This window comes from Bacillus sp. FSL K6-1218 (assembly GCF_038006445.1).
GTDB classification, from domain to species: Bacteria; Bacillota; Bacilli; order Bacillales; family Bacillaceae_G; genus Bacillus_A; species Bacillus_A thuringiensis_S.
Genome location: NZ_JBBOVE010000001.1, coordinates 4,480,149 through 4,497,721, shown reverse-complemented (window position 1 = coordinate 4,497,721; position 17,573 = coordinate 4,480,149). Strand labels below are relative to the sequence as shown.

Here is a 17,573-nt window from a genome sequence, read left to right as displayed (position 1 = left end):
AGAATGGGGATAGAAATCTATGAACTCTTTACAATTTAATCGTCATCGTCGTTTAAGACAAAGCGGTAGTATGCGTGCACTTGTGCGTGAAACGTTTTTACATACGGAAGATTTTATTTACCCTATTTTTGTATTAGAAGGTGAAAATGTTCGTAATGAAGTTCCTTCTATGCCAGGCGTATATCAAATGTCTTTAGATTTATTGCAAACTGAAATGCAAGAAGTTGTTGATTTAGGTATTCGTTCTGTTATTGTATTTGGTTTACCTGCTGAAAAGGATGAAGTTGGATCATCAGCATATTGTGATCATGGAATTGTACAACGTGCTATTCAACAAATTAAAGGCGATTTCCCCGAGCTAGTAGTAGTTGCGGATACATGTTTATGTCAATTTACAAGTCATGGTCATTGCGGTGTAATTGAAGATGGTATTATTTTAAATGACGAGTCCCTTGCAGTTCTTGCGAAAACAGCTGTAAGTCAAGCGAAGGCAGGAGCGGACATTATTGCGCCATCAAACATGATGGACGGCTTCGTAACAGCAATTCGCCATGCATTAGATGAAAATGGTTTTGGACACGTGCCAGTTATGTCGTACGCTGTGAAATATTCATCAGCATTTTATGGGCCATTCCGTGATGCTGCGCACGGTGCGCCGCAATTTGGTGACCGTAAAACATATCAAATGGACCCAGCGAACCGTATGGAAGCATTCCGTGAAGCGGAATCAGATGTAATGGAAGGGGCTGATTTCTTAATTGTAAAGCCAGCTCTTTCTTACTTAGATATCATTCGTGATGTGAAAAATAACTTTAATTTACCAATCGTTGCTTACAACGTAAGTGGTGAATATTCAATGATTAAAGCGGCAGCGCAAAATGGTTGGATTAATGAAAAAGAAGTTGTGCTTGAAAAATTAATTAGCATGAAACGTGCAGGAGCAGACTTAATTATTACGTATCATGCGAAAGATGCAGCAAAATGGTTGCAAGAAGGAGGAGCTAAATAATGAAAAAGTTTGATAAGTCAATTGCAGCGTTTGAAGAGGCGCAAGACTTAATGCCTGGTGGCGTAAATAGCCCAGTTCGTGCCTTTAAGTCTGTTGGGATGAATCCGTTGTTTATGGAGCGTGGTAAAGGCTCTAAAGTATATGATATTGATGGAAATGAATACATCGACTACGTATTATCATGGGGGCCTTTAATTCATGGTCATGCAAATGATCGTGTTGTTGAAGCGTTAAAATCTGTTGCTGAAAGAGGTACAAGCTTCGGTGCACCGACAGAAATCGAAAATAAATTAGCGAAACTTGTTATTGAGCGTGTACCATCGATTGAAATTGTCCGCATGGTCAACTCTGGAACAGAAGCGACAATGAGTGCACTACGTTTAGCTCGTGGTTATACAGGCCGTAATAAAATCTTGAAATTCATCGGTTGTTACCACGGTCATGGTGATTCGTTATTAATTAAAGCTGGTTCTGGTGTGGCGACTCTAGGTTTACCAGATAGCCCTGGCGTACCAGAAGGTGTAGCGAAAAATACGATTACAGTAGCTTATAATGATTTAGAAAGTGTGAAATACGCTTTTGAACAATTCGGTGATGATATTGCTTGTGTAATTGTAGAACCAGTGGCAGGGAATATGGGTGTTGTTCCTCCGCAACCAGGATTTTTAGAGGGACTTCGTGAAGTAACAGAACAAAACGGTGCACTGCTTATTTTTGATGAAGTAATGACAGGATTCCGTGTTGCTTATAACTGTGGACAAGGTTACTACGGTGTAACACCTGATTTAACTTGTTTAGGTAAAGTAATCGGTGGTGGCTTACCAGTAGGAGCGTACGGTGGTAAAGCAGAAATTATGCGCCAAATTGCGCCAAGCGGACCGATTTATCAAGCTGGTACTTTATCAGGTAACCCACTTGCAATGGCAGCAGGTTATGAAACGTTAGTACAGTTAACGCCAGAATCATATGTAGAATTTGAGCGTAAAGCTGAAATGTTAGAAGCTGGATTACGTAAAGCAGCTGAAAAACATGGCATTCCACATCATATTAATCGTGCAGGTTCTATGATTGGTATTTTCTTTACAGATGAGCCCGTTATTAATTACGATGCAGCAAAATCTTCAAACTTAGAATTCTTTGCGGCTTACTATCGTGAAATGGTAGAACAAGGTGTATTCTTGCCACCATCTCAATTCGAAGGTTTATTCTTATCGACAGCACATAGTGACGCAGATATTGAGGCGACAATTGCAGCGGCTGAAATTGCAATGTCAAAATTAAAATAATGTATTAGAGAAAAATCGCTCTCCATAAGGGGAGCGATTTTTTTTATTCATAAAGTAAGCTTTCCCTACATAAATCTGTAATGACATATAGTTTGGGAGGGGGAAAAGAAGTGGCTGCAGATCATTCGTTACGATTTTCATTAAAAGAATCTGTTTGGTTCCAAAAGGGACAGGAAGTCGATGAACTTTTGTCAATTTCGTTAGATCCAGACGTTGAGATAGAAGAGCTTGATCATGAAGTAATCGTGAGAGGGCAATTAGATTTAACGGGAGAGTATGTTGCAAGGCAAGATGATTCGGCGTATTCACTAAGAGAACTATCGCCAGCAAAGTCAATTGATTATGTAGAAACAAGGGAAGATGGGGTTAATGAACTTGTTCATTCCTTTCCGCTTGAAATATCAATTCCGAGAAATCGAGTGAAAGTAATTGAAGAACTATATGTATCAATTGAGGAATTTGATTATGAATTAAAGGAAAATGGTTGCTTACAATTATTAGCGGATATATCTATTACTGGTTTATGTGATGAAGAGAGAAGCGAGGATGAAGAAGAAACGGTGTATGCTGAGTTAGAAGAAGATTCAGCGCAAGAGGATGAGAATAGACCGGCGCCGCATGTAGAAGAACCAACATACAAGGAATCAGATGAGTGGGAAGATTACGCATTTGAACCGTTCCAATTAGAGGAAAGAAAAGAGCAGGAATTAGAAGAAGAGAAAATAGAAGAACATGAATTTGTGGAGCGTGAAGAGGAGCAAGAAACAACGCCGCAATTTGAATTGTTCGGACGAAAAGATTTCAAGAAAGAAAAAGCGAAAAAGCAGGAAGAACAAGAAGAAGAGTACTCACAGCGAGATGAAAATGCGCTTTATTTAACAAAACTATTTACGAAAGAACCGGAAGAGGAATTTACAAAGTTAAGAATGTATTTCGTGCAAGAAGGGGATACAATTGAATCTATTGCAGACCGTTATGAAACATCGGTACAAAATTTGTACCGTGTCAATCAAACAGAAGATATATTTTTAAATACGGGGCAAATTATTTATATTCCCGTTTCAAGAGTAAAGGCGAAATAAAGAAGTGAGTGTTTTCACTCACTTCTTTTCTTAGAAGCTATGTTTTGAATAGAAAGGGTTATTCGTATGGATATTGAATTGCGAAATCACTATGAACCTATCGTGAGGCAATATAGATTGGATACGCAGCATATGGAAGAGCACGGAAGTGTAATGAAAATTTATACGAATCAAGGTCCATATGCACTTAAGAAAATAGAAGGCAGAAAGTTAGAGCGGAATAACTTTCTGCATCATATTCAATATTTGAAGGAGAAAGGTTTTTCAAATTATGTACCTATATACCATGCGACGGATGGAAATTATATTTTAAGTGACGGGACGTATAATTATTATTTAATGCCTTGGTTAGAACGTGCAGAAGGAAATGGTGAGGACAATGATCAATACCATAAAATGTTTCAGACACTCGGAACGTTGCATCAAAAAACTGTGAAGGAAGAAACGTATACGGAAGAAGATTTAGAAAAACATTATACAACTATATCCAATCGCTGGGAAAATGATGGTGAGATGTTAGAAGAGTTTCTCGTAGAATCTGAATCAAAATGGTATATGTCCCCGCTTGAATTGCAATATTGTACGTACTATCATCATGTAATGAGAGCGCGTGAATTTGCAACGAAGCAATTAAATGAGTGGAACGATGCGATGAAAGAAAAAGATAAAACGCGTATTACTTTTGTGCATGGTAACGTGTCACTTAATCATTTTTTATTTGACTATGAGCGGAATGGCTATTTTATTAGTTTGGAAAAATCGAAGTTTGCAACGCCTGTGCAAGATATAGTAGGTTTTTATTCACGGTCTTTAAACACATATCCAATCGCAAGAAGTGATCGGTTTGAATGGTTTCAAATGTATCAAAAAAATTTTCCGTTTACGAAAGAAGAGCAACTTCTCATGTTTGCTTATATGACGTACCCATCACAATTTATTCGACAAATCGGTTCGTATAGAAAAAGAAAAGATAATCGCAACGAGGAAAATGAATTGCGGGAAGTAAAGAGTTTGCAACAATCGCATTGGCTCGTTAGCAATATAGAATATTTCCTATCACAATTACAAGCTGCCCAGCAAGGGAACGGGTAAAGTAAAACTTTAATCAGCGGGGCTCCCGCCTAACTTCTTTGCTTCAGCTGAATTTTGATATAGGGATCTTACTGCCCGCAAATAGCGAGATAAAGAAGATAAGTAGAGAATGCTACTTATCTTTTTTTGTGCGCCCGAAAATTCATAGACTTAAATTTATCTTGACGAATAAGGTTTCGTTTTTTACACTATTGTATATAATAATTAACAATCATATAAATGCCTTGAAGGGGAAGAGTATAACATGAAACGTCTTCAGAGAGGAGAATCATTAGCTGGGAGATTCTCTAGATAGTTATGTTAGAAGGTAGCCCTGGAGCATCTTTTCTGAACGGAATAGTTCTCATTAGGAAAAGACGGATTTGTCCGTTATCAAATTAAGAGTATAAGCAAATTATGAATTTGTTTGTAAATAAAGGTGGTACCGCGATGTCCCTCGTCCTTTTTTGGATGAGGGACATTTTTTATTTTAAGGAGGGAAAATAATGTCAAACACGGAAAAGAATTTACCAACTAAATATGATCATATGTCCGTTGAAGAAGGCCTTTATCAGTGGTGGCTAGAAGGCAAATATTTTGAAGCAACAGGAGACGAGAAGAAACAACCGTATACAATTGTAATTCCACCTCCGAACGTAACTGGTAAGTTACACTTAGGTCATGCTTGGGATACAACTCTTCAAGATATTTTAACTCGTACGAAGCGTATGCAAGGTTACGATGTGTTATGGCTTCCAGGAATGGACCATGCTGGTATCGCAACACAAGCGAAAGTAGAAGGAAAACTTCGTGAAGAAGGTATTTCACGTTACGATCTTGGCCGTGAGAAATTCCTTGAAAAAGCTTGGGAATGGAAAGAAGAATACGCTTCTCACATTCGTCAACAATGGGGGAAAGTTGGTTTAGGACTAGACTATTCTCGCGAACGTTTCACATTAGACGAAGGTTTATCTGATGCGGTTAATAAAGTATTCGTTCAATTATACGAAAAAGGCTTAATTTACCGCGGTGAATATATTATCAACTGGGATCCAGCAACACGCACAGCTCTTTCTGATATTGAAGTAATTCATAAAGAAGTTCAAGGTGCATTCTACCATATGAACTATCCGTTAACAGACGGTTCAGGTCACATTCGTCTTGCTACAACTCGTCCAGAAACGATGCTTGGTGATACAGCAGTAGCAGTTCATCCGGAAGATGATCGTTACAAACATTTAATCGGAAAAACAGTTACACTTCCAATCGTAGGCCGTGAGATTCCGATTATTGCTGATGAGTACGTAGAAAAAGACTTCGGAACAGGTGTTGTAAAAATTACACCAGCTCATGACCCGAATGATTTTGAAGTAGGTAACCGTCATGACTTACCGCGCATCTTAGTAATGAATGAAGATGGATCGATGAACGAAAAAGCTGGTAAGTATAACGGTATGGATCGTTTCGAATGCCGTAAAGCATTAGTGAAAGACTTACAAGAGGCTGGCGTATTAGTAGAAATCGAGCCTCATATGCATTCAGTAGGTCATAGTGAGCGTAGCGGTGCAGTAGTTGAGCCTTACTTATCAACACAATGGTTCGTAAAAATGGCTCCACTTGCAGAAAAAGCAGTAGCACTTCAACAAAAAGAAGAAGAAAAAGTAACGTTCGTACCAGAGCGTTTTGAAAACACATACTTACGCTGGATGGAAAACATTCATGACTGGTGTATTTCTCGTCAATTATGGTGGGGACACCGTATTCCAGCTTGGTATCATAAAGAAACTGGTGAAGTATACGTAGGTACAGAAGCACCAGCAGATATTGAAAACTGGAATCAAGATAATGACGTACTTGATACATGGTTCAGTTCAGCGCTATGGCCGTTCTCAACACTTGGTTGGCCGGATGAAGATTCAGCAGACTTTAAGCGCTACTATTCAACAGATGCATTAGTAACTGGTTATGACATCATCTTCTTCTGGGTATCTCGTATGATTTTCCAAGGTTTAGAGTTTACAGGCGAGCGTCCATTTAAAGATGTATTAATTCACGGTTTAGTTCGTGATGAGCAAGGTCGTAAGATGAGTAAATCTCTTGGTAACGGTATTGACCCAATGGATGTTATCGAGAAGTACGGTGCAGATGCAATGCGCTATTTCTTATCAACAGGAAGTGCACCAGGTCAAGATTTACGCTTCAGCATGGAGAAAGTAGAATCTACTTGGAACTTCATTAATAAAATTTGGAATGCATCACGCTTCGTATTAATGAACATGGATGATATGAAGTATGAAGAAATCGATTTAACTGGTGAAAAATCAGTTGCAGATAAGTGGATCTTAACTCGCTTAAACGAAACAATCGAAAGTGTAACACGTAACATGGATAAATATGAGTTCGGTGAAGCTGGACGTTCATTATACAACTTCATTTGGGACGATTTCTGTGACTGGTACATTGAAATGGCGAAGCTTCCACTATACGGTGAAGATGAAGCAGCTAAGAAAACAACTCGTTCTATTTTAGCTTACGTATTAGACCAAACAATGCGTCTATTACACCCATTTATGCCATTCGTAACAGAAAAAATTTGGCAATATTTACCACGCGAAGGCGAATCTATTACAGTAGCTGCGTGGCCAACAGTTCGCGAAGATTTACAAGATACGGAAGCTGCGGCAGAAATGCACCTTCTAGTTGATATCATTCGCTCTGTTCGTAACATCCGTGCAGAAGTAAATACGCCAATGAGCAAAAAAGTTCAAATGCAAATTAAAGCAAAAGATGAGGCTGTACTTGCTCAACTTACGAAAAACAGCTCTTACATTGAGCGTTTCTGTAATCCAAGCGAATTAACAATTCAAACAGATTTACAAGCGCCAGAAAAAGCAATGACTGCAATCGTATCAGGTGCAGAGTTATTCTTACCATTAGCTGATCTTATCAATCTTGATGAAGAGAGAGCTCGTCTTGAGAAAGAACTTGAGAAGTTCGATAAAGAAGTAGAACGTGTACAGAAGAAACTTTCTAACCAAGGTTTCGTAGCGAAAGCTCCTGCGGCAGTTATTGAAGGAGAGCGTGCGAAAGAGCAAGATTACCTAGAAAAACGCGAAGCAGTTCGTCAACGTCTAGTAGATCTTGAAAAGTAAAAATGTTTTTAGAGACTCACTATATTGGTGAGTCTCTTTTCTTTGCGTATAATAGAACTATGAAAGTTGTCTTTTGAAAGGGGAAAAGCATACGTGATACATACATACGAAGAAGCGATAGGATGGATTCATAGCCGATTGAAATTTGGAATTAAGCCAGGATTAGAAAGAATGAGATGGATGCTAGAAGAACTCGGAAATCCAGAGCGTCATATAAAATGTGTTCATCTTGCTGGTACAAATGGAAAAGGTTCAACGTTAACATATATGCGCTACATGTTAGAAGGCGCGAAATATAAGGTAGGAACGTTCACCTCTCCTTATATCGAAACATTTAATGAACGCATTAGTGTGAATGGGACACCAATTGCAGATGAAGAGATTACTGAACTTGTAAAGATGGTAAAACCAGTCGTGGAAAAACTAGATGAGACGGATTTAGGGGAAGCGACGGAGTTTGAAATTATTACTGTTATGGCAATTTGTTATTTCGGTAAAGTCAATTTCTGTGATGTTGTTTTACTTGAAACAGGGCTTGGTGGACGTTTTGATTCTACTAATGTTATACACCCTGTTCTCACGATTATTACAAATATCGGTCACGATCATATGCATATTTTAGGGAATACACTAGGAGAAATTGCATATGAAAAGGCGGGGATTATTAAGTCTGGCGTGCCGGTAATTACTGGTGTGCAGGACGAAGAAGCTTTGGAAGTCATTCAAAATGTTGCAAAGGAAAACCATGCAAACCTATACGAACTTGGCAAGCATTTTACAGCGTTACATAAGCAGTCTAAAGAAGATGGGGAACAGTTTGATTTTACTTGTCCTTTTGCCGCATTTGAAGATTTGCAAATCTCAATGAAAGGCATTCATCAAGTAGGAAATGCAGCGCTAGCACTTATGGCAGTCATGTATGTAAAAACATATCTATCATTTTTAATTGAGGAAGAGGAAATAAGAACGGGATTACGGGAAGCGTATTGGATTGGGCGCTTTGAAAAGCTGCAAAGTAACCCGGATATTATTATAGATGGTGCCCATAATCCAGAAGGTATTGAAAGCCTTGTGAAAACAGTAGAAGCGCATTACAAAGATAAAAATGTAATAGTTTTATTTACTGCCCTTGGTGATAAACAATTGCATAACATGGTAGGCCAATTAGAAACCATTGCAGATGAAATTATTTTTACAACATTCGCCTTTGATCGTGCTATCTCTGCTGATAAACTTGCATCATATTCACAAAAAGAATCAAAATTAGTTTTTGAAAATTGGAAAGATGCAATTGATACAAAAGTTGAAATGATAGGAGAAAATGATGTTTTCATCATAACAGGTTCTCTTTATTTCATTTCTGAAGTTCGAAAATATATTCGCGAGAAAAACTAGATAGTCTTTGCTATCTAGTTTTTTGTTCTACAAATGAAGTCAAAAGCATACATATAAGATAAATATATAGGGTTATTTGGCGAATTTCTCTGACAAATATCTCGTTTTTTTGTGAAAGGAATATGATATGATGCGGACAACGATAAGAGGTGAGGTGTGAGTGTATGGACAAGCAATCACGAACGATCTCAGTGAAAGTGAATGGAACAGAAGCGAAGTATGAGGAAAAGAAGAAAGATGAATTTGAATGGATGGTAGTAGAAGGTGAACGACCGAGAAATGTTGTTCCGTTTCAAAAAGCGAAATCGATGTCTGTGGAAAAATACCGAAAGAAGTGGAGTAATACATTAATTGCAATCGTTGCAACCGCAATTATTATCGGTACGGCGTTTGGAATGGGGATGCTTCATTTACTCACCGGACAAGGAACGACAGGAGGAAGTGAAGTAACAGCTTCCAAGCCGACTGGGAATGGAGAATCAAAGGTGGGTGGAACGGCAGGACAAACATCAGAACCAAAAGAAGAAAAACAAAAAGCACAGGCAGGAGCGTCATTGGATTCGATGAAATTATTTTTTGTTCAAGGGGGGCTTTATTCTTCTGAAGAAAAGGGACGAGCAGCTCTTGAAGAATGGAAAGGCAATGGGGGCATTGGAGCTTTGAGACCGAGCGGGGATAAGTATGCAATAGTTGTTGGTATTGCTAGCGATGAACAGGCTATAAATCAATTAATGACTCAGTATAAAAATGATGGTGTCTCCGTTTTAAAAAAGAACTGGGATATAACAGATAAAGCGTTGCTGAAAGATGATAAAGAAGTAGGAACATTTTTAACAAAAGTGCAGCCATTATACACTCATTTAGCAAAATATGCTTCTAGTGTACAAGTTGGTGGAAAAAGCAGCGCAAAAGATATAGAAGCAATTAAAAAAGAATGGAAAGCGATTGAAAAAGAGGGGAAAAGTATGAAGCGAGAAGAAGCAAAGAAACTGTATATGTATACGTCGATAGCTGTACAAACAGTAAAAGATGGGAAAATGGATAAGGAATCTTTGGCGAAATTAAATCAAGTTATTATTGATGGCTTACTCTCGTATGAAAAAATTGTTTCGTAGAAAGTGAAATGATAGGATAATAAAATGAGTAAGAAAGAAGTACATGTACTTCTTTCTTTTTGAATTTAGAGCAAAGTGCTTTCTCTATGACAGGAATATAATCGTATGCAATAAAGAATTGTTATTTTAGTTAGAGAAATTAATATTTCTTTCATTTGTGGACAAACTACTCCTTTGATACGATTGATATAAATTGTTCTGCTTCATGTGAGAAAGGAAGGAGAAAATATGAAAAAAATAATTTTAGCTTCAGGATCACCTCGGAGGAAGGAATTGCTTGAGTTAGCTAGCATACCATTTGAAATCATTGTAAGTGAAGTAGAGGAAACAATTGGTGCATATTCATCGCCTTCTGATATTGTAATGTCGCTTGCCTTGCAAAAAGCATCAGCGGTGGCAGAAAATAATAGTGATTACATTGTGTTAGGTGCAGATACAATTGTTACATATGAGTCGCGTATTCTTGGTAAGCCTTCTAATGAGGATGAGGCGAAAGAGATGTTACAATTATTATCAGGGAAAACACATGAAGTGTATACAGGTGTTGCGATTATATCAAAAGAAAAAACGGTTACTTTTTATGAGCGTACAGAAGTTACGTTTTGGGAGCTAACAGAAGAGGAAATTGATACATACGTCGCGTCGAAAGAACCTCTTGATAAAGCCGGTAGTTATGGGATTCAAGGTAAAGGATCTATTTTCGTTCAAAATATTCAAGGGGACTACTATAGTGTAGTTGGCTTACCAATTGCACGTCTCGTTAGGGAATTAAAACAATTTGATATTGATGTAACCCATGCGTAAAATTGCATGGGGTTTTCTTTGAGAGAACAAATAAAGGAGTGGAGAGATGAACGGTATTCGTGATGTTGTAAGAGAAGAACAGCCACGGGAGCGTTTATTGTTAGAAGGTGCCGGAAGTTTATCAAATCGAGAGCTTCTCGCAGTATTACTCAGAACAGGTTCTAAAGAAGAAACAGTGTTAAAGTTATCAGATAAAATTTTACACCAATTTGATGGCTTACGTATGTTGAAAGACGCAACATTAGAAGAGCTAATTAGTATACATGGTATTGGGATTTCAAAGGCATCGCAACTTATGGCAGCCTTTGAACTAGGCAGAAGAATGGTGCGTTTAGAATATCAAAATAGATATAGTATTCGAAGTCCAGAAGATTGTGCGAAATACATGATGGAAGAAATGCGTTTTTTACAACAAGAGCATTTTGTTTGTTTATATTTAAATACAAAAAATCAAGTTCTACATAGGCAAACGATTTTTATTGGAAGTTTAAACACGTCAATTGTACACCCCAGGGAAGTTTTTAAAGAAGCCTTCCGTCGTGCAGCAGCCTCTATTATATGTCTTCATAACCATCCCTCAGGAGATCCCACGCCGAGCCGTGAAGATATTGAAGTAACAAAACGTTTAGTAGAATGCGGCCAGATTATCGGAATTGAAGTGCTAGATCATATTATAATAGGTGACCATAAATTCGTGAGTTTAAAGGAAAAAGGTCATATTTAAGACTATGCTTTTTACTTATTTTGTTTTATAATGTGATTTATGAGTTTTTTGTAGAAATTTATCTACAAAAAGGATAAAGATATAAAAAACGTACTGTTTTTATAATATAAAGTAAGAAAAAATGAGTCCGTGAAAACAAGAAAGGAAGATAAATAATATGTTTGGATTTGGTGGATTTACTCGCGATCTTGGAATAGACTTAGGAACTGCGAACACGCTTGTATATGTAAAAGGAAAAGGTGTAGTTTTACGTGAGCCTTCAGTAGTTGCGTTACAAACTGATACGAAACAAATCGTTGCTGTAGGTAGCGACGCAAAACAAATGATTGGTCGTACACCAGGGAACGTTGTGGCACTTCGCCCGATGAAAGACGGTGTAATTGCTGATTATGAAACAACTGCAACAATGATGAAATATTACATTCAACAAGCTCAAAAATCAAACGGTTTCTTCTCACGTAAGCCGTATGTAATGGTATGTGTACCATCTGGTATTACAGCTGTAGAAAGACGTGCAGTAATCGATGCGACTCGTCAAGCGGGTGCTCGTGATGCTTATCCTATCGAAGAGCCATTTGCAGCAGCAATTGGTGCAAACTTACCTGTTTGGGAACCAACTGGTAGTATGGTAGTTGATATCGGTGGTGGTACAACAGAAGTTGCAATTATTTCTTTAGGAGGTATTGTAACAAGTCAGTCAGTTCGTGTTGCTGGTGATGATATGGACGATTCAATCATTCAGTACATTAAGAAAAGCTATAACTTAATGATCGGTGAAAGAACAGCTGAAGCATTAAAATTAGAAATCGGTTCTGCAGGCGAGCCAGAAGGTATCGAGCCTATGGAAATTCGCGGTCGTGATTTAGTAAGTGGTTTACCAAAAACAGTACTAATTCAGCCAGAAGAAATTGCAGATGCATTAAAAGATACAGTAGATGCGATTGTAGAATCAGTTAAAAATACGCTAGAAAAAACTCCACCTGAATTAGCGGCTGATATTATGGACCGCGGTATTGTATTAACAGGTGGCGGGGCATTACTACGTAATTTAGATAAAGTAATTAGTGAAGAAACAAAAATGCCAGTTCTTGTTGCAGAAGACCCATTAGATTGCGTAGCAATTGGAACAGGTAAAGCATTAGACAATATCGATCTTTTCAAAACTGCTGCTCGATAATATTGCAAAATAAAAATCAGTGAAATTAAGAGGGTGTGAACGTGCCACAGTTTTTCTTAAACAAAAGATTAATTGTTTTGTTAGTTAGTATTATTCTTCTCGTGGCATTGATTGGAATCTCATTGAAAGAACGGAACAGTTTAACATGGCCAGAGCAGTTTGTTAAAGATACTGTCGGTGTTGTAGAACGTGTATTCCAAAAGCCAGCGAAATACGTAGCTGGATTCTTCGAAAATGTAGAGGATGTAAAGCGCACGTATGAAGAGAATAAAGAATTAAAAGCAAAATTAGATAATTATGCAGGTCTATCAGGGAAAGTAAAACAATTAGAAGATGATAACAAGAAGTTACAAGAGTTAACTGGAAAAAAAGAGTTGCTGAGCGATTATACTGAGATTCCAGCTACTGTTGTTTCTCGTAGTTCAGATAAATGGTACGATTTAATTGGAATTGATAAAGGGGCACAGCAAGGAATTAAAAAAGATATGGCTGTTATGACTTCACAAGGTTTAGTTGGACGTGTGAAAAGTGTATCTCAGTTTACATCATCAGTAGAGTTATTAAGCTCTATGAGCCGAACAAATCGTGTATCTGCTATTGTACAAGGGCAAGAAAATATCTTTGGTTTAATTGAAGGTTACGACAAAGAAAAACACTTACTTCTTTTCACAAAGATTGGTTCTGATGCAAAAGTAGAAAAAGATCAAATGGTTGTAACATCTGGACTAGGTGATATTTTCCCGAAAGGTCTTGTAATTGGGAAAATCGTTGATGTACAACCAGATGCATACGGCTTAACAAAAACAGCTTATGTAAAACCTGCCGCTGATTTAAATGACGTAGAGCATATTATGGTTGCTAAACGTAAAAAGCCTTCAGCGCCATTAGAATAGGAGGGGGAGAAGAGATGATGAAGATTTTAAAAAGAGCAGCTCTTCCTCTTTTGCTCCTTTTTGTGTTTCTATTTGAAAATATGTTTGCTACCATTGTTCCAACAAATGTGTTTTGGAAAGAGAGTATAGCAGCACCGCATTTCTTTATAATCGTCTTATGTTTTATTACAGTGTATTATAGTCCGGTCCAGGGGATTTATTACGGACTATTATTTGGTTTCTTATTTGATACCGTATACACAGAACTTGTCGGTATATATATTTTTGCTTATCCGATTTTAGCTTATTTAGTTTATAGTGTGATGAAAGTACTGCAATTGAATTTATTTATTGTTGTTTCCATCATATTAGCTAGCGTTGTAGCACTAGAGTATTATGTGTATGGATTTTTAACTTTGTTGGGACGTACTCATATGCCAGCGTATGTCTTTTTCACAGATCGTCTCCTTGCTACTTTATTGTTAAATGCTATTTTCTTGTTGATAGTTTGTTTCCCACTGAGACGATATATATTGCGTCTTTCAAAAGCGATGGAAGAAAAAGAAAAAAGGATTTTCTAATTTTATGTCGAATTGAATCGGTGGGGTGAACTTTAGTGGAAGAAAAAAAGCAACAAAATGTAACGATAAAAGGGACAAAAGATGGGATAACGCTTCATTTAGATGATTGTTGTTCATTCTCTGAATTGTTGATAGAATTAGACGAAAAACTTTCTACACATTACTACGATGGTGATGGACGCTCTTTAATTGAAGTGCATGTGAAAGTAGGAAATCGTTATTTAACAGAAGTCCAACAAGAAGAGATTCGTACGTTAATTCGTAATAAAAAGAATCTTGTTGTGGATTCAATTGAAAGTGATGTTATCACTAAAGCAGAAGCAATAGCTTGGAAAGAAGAAACAGAAATTGTCCCTATTTCCAAAATTGTTCGCTCTGGACAAGTTTTACATGTAAAAGGAAATTTGTTGTTAATTGGAGATGTTAATCCAGGCGGAACGGTTATCGCTGGGGGGAATATTTTTGTTGTAGGATCATTAAGAGGAATTGCACATGCTGGGTATTATGGGGATTCGGATGCTGTAATCGCTGCATCTGTTATGAACCCGATGCAACTTCGAATTAGTGATGTGGCAATGCGGGCTCCGGAAGAGAAAGAAGACGGAGCGGAGGCGGCAGAATGTGCGTATATTAATGAGAACAATCACATTGTTGTCGATCGCCTGCAACTTCTCACTCATCTTAGACCTAATTTAACAAAGTTAGAAAGGGGAATTGTATAGCTGTGGGAGAGGCAATAGTAATTACATCTGGAAAAGGCGGAGTAGGTAAAACTACAACGTCTGCGAACATTGGTACGGCCCTAGCGTTATCTGGAAAGAAAGTGTGCTTAATTGACACAGATATCGGTCTTCGAAATTTAGACGTAGTAATGGGGCTGGAAAATCGTATTGTATTTGATCTTGTTGATGTCGTTGAAGGGCGTTGCCGTTTACCTCAGGCTCTTATTAAAGATAAACGTTTTGATGATCTTTATTTATTACCTGCAGCACAAACGAGTGATAAATCAGCGGTAACACCTGAACAAATGGATGAATTAATACAAGTATTACGTCAAGATTATGATTACATATTAATTGATTGTCCTGCGGGGATTGAGCAGGGATTTAAAAATGCGGTAGCTGGTGCGGATAAAGCAATCGTTGTTACGACGCCAGAAGTATCCTCAATGCGCGATGCGGATCGTATTATTGGGCTTTTAGAAAAAGAGGATATTGAACCACCAAAACTTGTTATTAACCGTGTACGTAGTCATATGCTTCATGAACAGGATATGTTAGATGTTGATGAAATTGTACGTACATTGTCAATCGAGCTTCTTGGTGTTGTCGAAGATGACGATGAAGTTATTCGAGCTACAAATACAGGTGAACCTGTGGCGTTGCAACCAAGCGGAAAAGCAGCGTTGGCTTATCGTAATATTGCAAGACGCTTGTTGGGTGAGAATGTACCATTACAAGCATTTGAACAAGAAAAGGTATCGGTATTTGCAAAGGTAAAAAACTTCTTTGGAATCCGTTAAAAGCACTTCGCACATATGCGAAGTGCTTTCTTTTTTCTTCACACGAATATCTTTCTTTCTTAGCTCATACACATGTACAAACTGTATACAACTGTTTCTATTGAAATTAGCTTACGGAAAGAAAGGAGACAGTATGAAGAATAGACGCGTAGAAGAAATTAAAAAGCGGATTGCGAAAAGGAAGGCCGAGCAAGAAAGGATGGAGGAAGAGCAGTATTTTACCGGAGGAAATTTTGGTAGCGAAACAGTATTTATTGAAGAAGGAGAAAAGGAAATTCACCCTTTATTTCGAAAGGAAGTCTTTTTCTTCAAAGTTTTATTATCAGCAATATTAGTTCTTTCGGTTGCTATTTTATATAAGAATGCCCCGTCTTCGTTCGATGGTGCTAAAGCTGTTACAGAAAAAGTGATGAAAGAGGAATTTCAGTTTGCTACTGTAGCGAAATGGTATGAAAAGCAATTTGGAAAACCGCTTGTATTTTATTCACCGAATGAGAAAAAAGAAGGGAGTATTCAGCAAAAAGATTATGCAATTCCTGCTTCTGGAAAAGTAATGCAAGGGTTTCAAAAAAATGGTCAAGGTGTATTTGTCCAAACAGCTACAAATGCAACAGTTGAGTCAGTGAATGAAGGATTAGTTGTTTTTGCGGGTAAGAAAGAGGAACTTGGAAATACAGTTCAAATTCAACATGCAGATGGTACGGAGTCATGGTATGCAAACTTAAACGATATGTCAGTGAAATTATATGATTACGTTTCAAAGAAACAAAAAATTGGAACGGTGAGTAATGATACAAATGATAAAAATGGAAAGTTTTATTTCGCGATAAAAAAGAATGAAAAATTTATTGATCCGATCCAGGTGATATCATTTGATTAAATATAGGGACATTTTAACGAAAATTTCCGTGCATCCATTATTTTGGGTTATCATTGTCATTGGTATTTTTACTGCACGTTTTAAAGAATTAATACTGTTATTTTGTATTGTTCTTATTCATGAACTTGGGCATGCTTTTGCAGCAGCGCACTATAATTGGCGTATAAAAAAAATTCAGCTTTTGCCGTTTGGTGGCGTGGCTGAGCTTGAGGAACATGGTAATAAGTCGTTGAAAGAGGAACTTGTTGTCGTAATTGCAGGACCGATTCAACATGTTTGGATGATGCTAGTAGGTTATATATTGTTTGAAGCTGGTTGGCTGAACGCGGATTTATATTATTTCTTTATGTGGAATAATATAATTATTTTAGCGTTTAATTTACTCCCTATTTGGCCGTTAGATGGCGGGAAAGTATTGTTTAATATACTATCATATCGTTTTCCTTATTTACAAGCACATGAAAAGATGATGAAATTGTCATGTGTTTTTTTTGGTGTAATATTAGGATGGCAGTTACTCTGGAATAGCAATAATATTATGATGTGGGTACTACTCATGTTTTTGGCAGTGTCGTTATATCAAGAGTGGAAACAAAGACGGTATGCCTTTATGCGTTTTTTATTAGAACGTTATTATGGGAACAAAAGAGGAATTGAAAAGATTGCACCTATTGAAGTGCAATCAGAAGATCATTTATATAAGATATTCACAAAATTTCGTAGAGGATATAAGCACTCTATTATCGTCCATGGAAAATATAAAGAACATTACACATTAGATGAAAATGAACTGCTCTATGCATATTTTACTGAAAAACGAACAACTTCATCAGTTGAAGAATTAATCGGTTAGTGTTGACGATAGCACTAACCTTTTATTATTGTAAAAGCAAAGAAGATTAT

General features: G+C 37.3%; 16 protein-coding genes and 1 other annotated feature. All 16 genes read left to right on the top strand.

Translation table 11 applies throughout. The features are described from left to right. Nucleotides 1-19: 19 nt before the first annotated feature. The 16 genes from hemB to spoIVFB all read left to right on the top strand — a co-directional run bounded on the left by hemB (nt 20) and on the right by spoIVFB (nt 17,523). Entirely contained in the window at nt 20-1,009 is a 990-nt protein-coding gene (hemB, locus tag MHI26_RS22945; RefSeq protein ID WP_001087081.1) for a porphobilinogen synthase, read from the top strand. Then, nucleotides 1,009-2,295, top strand: coding sequence for a glutamate-1-semialdehyde 2,1-aminomutase (gene hemL, locus MHI26_RS22940; RefSeq protein ID WP_000712938.1), 1,287 nt, complete (start codon nt 1,009-1,011; stop codon nt 2,293-2,295). Before hemB ends, hemL begins: the two co-directional genes overlap by 1 nt. Before the next feature lie 110 nt (nt 2,296-2,405). Beyond that, nucleotides 2,406-3,377, top strand: coding sequence for a stage VI sporulation protein D (gene spoVID, locus MHI26_RS22935; RefSeq protein WP_061666253.1), 972 nt, complete (start codon nt 2,406-2,408; stop codon nt 3,375-3,377). Nucleotides 3,378-3,443: 66 nt separating this feature from the next. Then, nucleotides 3,444-4,469 carry a spore coat protein YsxE gene (ysxE, locus tag MHI26_RS22930; protein WP_000350661.1) on the top strand — a complete coding sequence of 342 codons (1,026 nt, stop codon included), beginning with the start codon at nt 3,444-3,446 and terminating at the stop codon, nt 4,467-4,469. Nucleotides 4,470-4,684: 215 nt separating this feature from the next. Next, nucleotides 4,685-4,916 (top strand) — a binding site (T-box leader). Between the two features lie 38 nt (nt 4,917-4,954). Continuing rightward, the gene (locus MHI26_RS22925) at nt 4,955-7,600 is read left to right on the top strand and encodes a valine--tRNA ligase (RefSeq protein WP_061666254.1); all 2,646 of its coding nucleotides are present in this window, start codon (nt 4,955-4,957) and stop codon (nt 7,598-7,600) included. Between the two features lie 93 nt (nt 7,601-7,693). Beyond that, a complete protein-coding gene (locus MHI26_RS22920; protein WP_061666255.1) occupies nt 7,694-8,995 on the top strand; it encodes a bifunctional folylpolyglutamate synthase/dihydrofolate synthase in 1,302 nt (433 codons plus the stop codon). A 164-nt stretch (nt 8,996-9,159) separates the two neighbouring features. Next, nucleotides 9,160-10,110, top strand: coding sequence for a hypothetical protein (locus MHI26_RS22915; protein WP_061666256.1), 951 nt, complete (start codon nt 9,160-9,162; stop codon nt 10,108-10,110). A 228-nt stretch (nt 10,111-10,338) separates the two neighbouring features. Continuing rightward, nucleotides 10,339-10,914, top strand: a complete 576-nt coding sequence (locus MHI26_RS22910) for a Maf family protein (protein ID WP_000720490.1) — start codon at nt 10,339-10,341, stop codon at nt 10,912-10,914. A gap of 46 nt (nt 10,915-10,960) precedes the next feature. Then, nucleotides 10,961-11,638 (top strand): RadC family protein, encoded by a 678-nt coding sequence (gene radC, locus MHI26_RS22905; RefSeq protein ID WP_001013396.1) that lies wholly within the window; start codon nt 10,961-10,963, stop codon nt 11,636-11,638. 157 nt (nt 11,639-11,795) lie between these two features. Continuing rightward, complete coding sequence (gene mreB / locus MHI26_RS22900; protein WP_000466736.1) at nt 11,796-12,815, top strand: cell shape-determining protein MreB; 1,020 nt, start codon at nt 11,796-11,798, stop codon at nt 12,813-12,815. A gap of 41 nt (nt 12,816-12,856) precedes the next feature. Next, entirely contained in the window at nt 12,857-13,708 is an 852-nt protein-coding gene (gene mreC, locus MHI26_RS22895) for a rod shape-determining protein MreC (protein WP_001135484.1), read from the top strand. A 14-nt stretch (nt 13,709-13,722) separates the two neighbouring features. After that, nucleotides 13,723-14,268, top strand: a complete 546-nt coding sequence (gene mreD, locus MHI26_RS22890) for a rod shape-determining protein MreD (RefSeq protein WP_000975762.1) — start codon at nt 13,723-13,725, stop codon at nt 14,266-14,268. Nucleotides 14,269-14,303: 35 nt separating this feature from the next. After that, the gene (gene minC / locus MHI26_RS22885) at nt 14,304-14,990 is read left to right on the top strand and encodes a septum site-determining protein MinC (protein WP_000391512.1); all 687 of its coding nucleotides are present in this window, start codon (nt 14,304-14,306) and stop codon (nt 14,988-14,990) included. Between the two features lie 2 nt (nt 14,991-14,992). Further along, nucleotides 14,993-15,790 (top strand): septum site-determining protein MinD, encoded by a 798-nt coding sequence (gene minD, locus MHI26_RS22880; protein WP_000503309.1) that lies wholly within the window; start codon nt 14,993-14,995, stop codon nt 15,788-15,790. A gap of 133 nt (nt 15,791-15,923) precedes the next feature. After that, a complete protein-coding gene (gene spoIVFA / locus MHI26_RS22875) occupies nt 15,924-16,670 on the top strand; it encodes a stage IV sporulation protein SpoIVFA (protein WP_000797476.1) in 747 nt (248 codons plus the stop codon). After that, the gene (gene spoIVFB / locus MHI26_RS22870) at nt 16,663-17,523 is read left to right on the top strand and encodes a stage IV sporulation intramembrane metalloprotease SpoIVFB (protein WP_061666257.1); all 861 of its coding nucleotides are present in this window, start codon (nt 16,663-16,665) and stop codon (nt 17,521-17,523) included. The genes spoIVFA and spoIVFB overlap by 8 nt, the downstream gene beginning before the upstream one ends. The last annotated feature ends 50 nt before the right edge of the window (nt 17,524-17,573 follow it).

What these genes read in the sequence shown, in the direction of transcription:
- hemB (WP_001087081.1), top strand. Translation starts at nt 20, where the DNA reads ATGAACTCTTTACAATTTAATCGTCATCGTCGTTTAAGACAAAGCGGT.
- hemL (WP_000712938.1), top strand. Translation starts at nt 1,009, where the DNA reads ATGAAAAAGTTTGATAAGTCAATTGCAGCGTTTGAAGAGGCGCAAGAC.
- ysxE (WP_000350661.1), top strand. Translation starts at nt 3,444, where the DNA reads ATGGATATTGAATTGCGAAATCACTATGAACCTATCGTGAGGCAATAT.
- MHI26_RS22925 (WP_061666254.1), top strand. Translation starts at nt 4,955, where the DNA reads ATGTCAAACACGGAAAAGAATTTACCAACTAAATATGATCATATGTCC.
- MHI26_RS22915 (WP_061666256.1), top strand. Translation starts at nt 9,160, where the DNA reads ATGGACAAGCAATCACGAACGATCTCAGTGAAAGTGAATGGAACAGAA.
- MHI26_RS22910 (WP_000720490.1), top strand. Translation starts at nt 10,339, where the DNA reads ATGAAAAAAATAATTTTAGCTTCAGGATCACCTCGGAGGAAGGAATTG.
- radC (WP_001013396.1), top strand. Translation starts at nt 10,961, where the DNA reads ATGAACGGTATTCGTGATGTTGTAAGAGAAGAACAGCCACGGGAGCGT.
- mreB (WP_000466736.1), top strand. Translation starts at nt 11,796, where the DNA reads ATGTTTGGATTTGGTGGATTTACTCGCGATCTTGGAATAGACTTAGGA.
- mreD (WP_000975762.1), top strand. Translation starts at nt 13,723, where the DNA reads ATGATGAAGATTTTAAAAAGAGCAGCTCTTCCTCTTTTGCTCCTTTTT.
- spoIVFA (WP_000797476.1), top strand. Translation starts at nt 15,924, where the DNA reads ATGAAGAATAGACGCGTAGAAGAAATTAAAAAGCGGATTGCGAAAAGG.